We start from the raw sequence: 2629 nt of genomic DNA, 5'->3' as shown, positions 1-2629 counted from the left end.
AGGGCCAACTGGGTGCCGTCGGCGCCGAGCGCCTGCCGGAACCGCTCCAGGATCTCCCGCTCCCGGGACAGCACCAGCCGGGTGCCGCCGGAGGCCATCCGGGTGGCGCCGACCTGCTGGGAGAGCTCCGCCCGCTCCTGCCACAGCCCGATCAGCGTCCGGTCGATCTCGTCGATGCGCTCCCGGATGGCCGCGATCCGGGCCGCCGCCGCAGGCTCGTCGGTGCCGAACCCGGGTGCCGCGTTCCGGCCGTCGCCCGCCCGGGAGCGTGCCGTGTTGCCGCTCTGTTCCGCCACGTCTGTCATCATCGGTCGTACCTCTCTGACGTCGTGCCCGGTGTCGGGAACCCGGAACGCGAAAAGCCCCGGACTCCAGGAGCCCGGGGCTTTTCGTAGGTCTGGTTGATCAGGCGCGACCCACGGCTGCCGGACTCCCGGTGCCGTAGTAAAAGTAGAAGCGCTGACCGAACACGGAATCGAGTATGCCGACCGCGGGTACGGACGCGCAAGGATTCCGCCAACAGTTGAGAAGGTCGCCCGGCCCCGACGCCGGGGCCGGGCGACGTCCGCTCAGCCCAGCCGGGTGATCCGGTCGGCCGGGCCCGGGGCCACCGGCGCGCCCGCGCCCAGGTAGGCCACCAGCGCGTCCACGTCGAAGCCGGGGGCGGTGGTGCGGCCGGTGCCCGCCGTCAGCTCGGTGAACCCGTCCCCGCCGTTGGCGAGGAAGTCGTTGGTGGTGACCCGGTAGCTGGCCGCCGGGTCGACCGGGACGCCGTTCAGCGCCAGCGCGCTGACCCGCGAGCCGGCCGGGGCGGTGCTGTCGTAGGAGTAGGTCAGCCCGGCGGAGACCTGGAGGATCCGCTGGGTGGTCTGCCCCTGGTAGCCGACGAACTGCTGCTCCAGCACGCTCTTGAGCTGCCCGCCGGTCAGCGTCTGGGTGACCACGAGGTTGTTGAACGGCTGGACGGTGAACGCCTCGCCGTAGGTCACCTCGCCCGGCGCCTCGCCGCCGGCCGACGCCGCGTACGACAGGGAGGCCCGGACGCCGCCGGGGTTCATCAGCGCCAGCTGCGCCCCGTCGCCCTTCGTGTACGCGAGCTGCGCGTCGGCGATCACGTCACCGAGCGGGCTCTCACCGCTGGGCCTGGCGTCCCGGACGATGTCCGCGCTGATCCTGCCCACCACCCGGTTGGCGATCGGGGCGACCGCGGCCCGGTACTTGTCGGCCAGCGCCTTGGCGCCCGCGTCGATCAGCTCCGGGTTGCGGACGTAGACGCCGGGGGCGCTTTGCTGCCAGCTGCCGTCGGGGTTGCGGACGCCGTTCTCCACCACCACGTTGCGGGCGGAGATGCCGGTGAACCGGCCGGTGCGCCGGTCCAGCGAGTAGTCGATGTCGGTGATCAGCTGCCCGTTGCTGCCGGCGCTGGTGACCACGCTCTGCGCGCCCGAGGAGTTCGGCAGCGAGCAGGAGTAGAAGCGGTGGGTGTGCCCGGAGACCACCAGGCCGAACTCCGGCCGCAGGCCGCGGACGATGTCGACGATCGGCCCGGAGAAGTTGGCGCAGTCCGAGACGCCCGGGGTGGCCGGCGGCGGGGACTGGGCGCCGCCCTCGTGCACCAGCAGCACCATCGCCCGGATGCCGAAGAGCTTGAGCAGCCCGCCCCACTTGTTGGCGGTCCGGACCTCGTCGGCGAACCGCACCGAGGCGATGCCGGCCGGGTTCACGATGCCCGGGGTGCCCTCCAGGGTCACGCCGACGAAGCCGACCGGCACGCCGTCGACGAACTTCACGTCCACCGGGGGCAGGATCGGCAGGCCGGTCTTCCGGTCGAGCGTGTTGGCGGCGAGGTAGGTGAACTTCGCGCCGGCGAAGCCGTCCGAGTCCTGGCAGCCGTCGACCGGGTGACACCCGCCCTTGTTGATCCGGATCAGCTCGGCGACGCCCTCGTCGAACTCGTGGTTGCCGACCGAGCTGATCTCCAGCCCGACCTCGTCCATCAGCTCGATGGTCGGCTCGTCGTGGAAGGCGGCGCTGACCAGCGGCGTGGCGCCGATCAGGTCACCGGCGCCGACGGTGGTGGTGCGCCGGCCCTCGGCCGCGGCGTCGGCGCGCAGCTTCTTCAGCCAGGTCGCCAGGTATTCCACGCCGCCGGCGGGGGTGCCGTTGACCGCGGCCCCGCTGCCGCCGGGCGGATCGATGGCGCCGTGGAAGTCGTTGTAGCTCAGGAAGTTGCCCTTGACCTCGCCGCCGGTGGGCGTGGCGTAGGAGACGGCGACCGGGGCCAGGCCGGCCGTCGGGTCGGTGACGGCCGGTTGCGGTCCGGGCCGTCCGGTGGCGGGCAGGCTGGCCACGACGGCCAGCGCGAGGGCCGGTGCGGCGAGGTGACGCAGCAGGGCCCGACCGCGCGAGCGCGGTGGAGTCATGGTTGTTCTCCCAAGTCGTGTACGGGGGAGTAGTCGGGGTTTTCACCGTCATCGTTGCGCGTCGGGGACGAAGGCGCCAGAGGTGACGCCGTGCCAGGGTTCGTCTCACCGCGCCGACCGGCCGGGCCACCGTGACGGGGCCGTCGCGCCGGGGCGTGCGCGGGCGGGAAGTGTCCGGCGGGCGGCATAGACTCGCCCTGCGATGC

The 2629-nt window shown here is 72.8% G+C and carries 2 protein-coding genes; both read right to left on the bottom strand.

The genetic code is table 11. The features are described 5' to 3' along the window. The coding region (locus tag JNW89_RS34020) for a chorismate mutase (RefSeq protein ID WP_238452156.1) at positions 1-308 on the bottom strand (308 nt) is incomplete at its 3' end. A gap of 261 nt (positions 309-569) precedes the next feature. Beyond that, the gene (locus JNW89_RS34015) at positions 570-2423 is read right to left on the bottom strand and encodes a bifunctional UDP-sugar hydrolase/5'-nucleotidase (RefSeq protein ID WP_238452155.1); all 1854 of its coding nucleotides are present in this window, start codon (positions 2421-2423) and stop codon (positions 570-572) included. Positions 2424-2629: the final 206 nt, after the last annotated feature.

This window comes from Micromonospora sp. 4G55 (assembly GCF_016803375.1).
This window is presented reverse-complemented; position numbering and strand designations above follow the sequence as displayed.

Bases quoted from the DNA above. Each gene is read 5' to 3' on its own strand.
- JNW89_RS34015 (WP_238452155.1), bottom strand. From the start codon at position 2,423: ATGACTCCACCGCGCTCGCGCGGTCGGGCCCTGCTGCGTCACCTCGCC.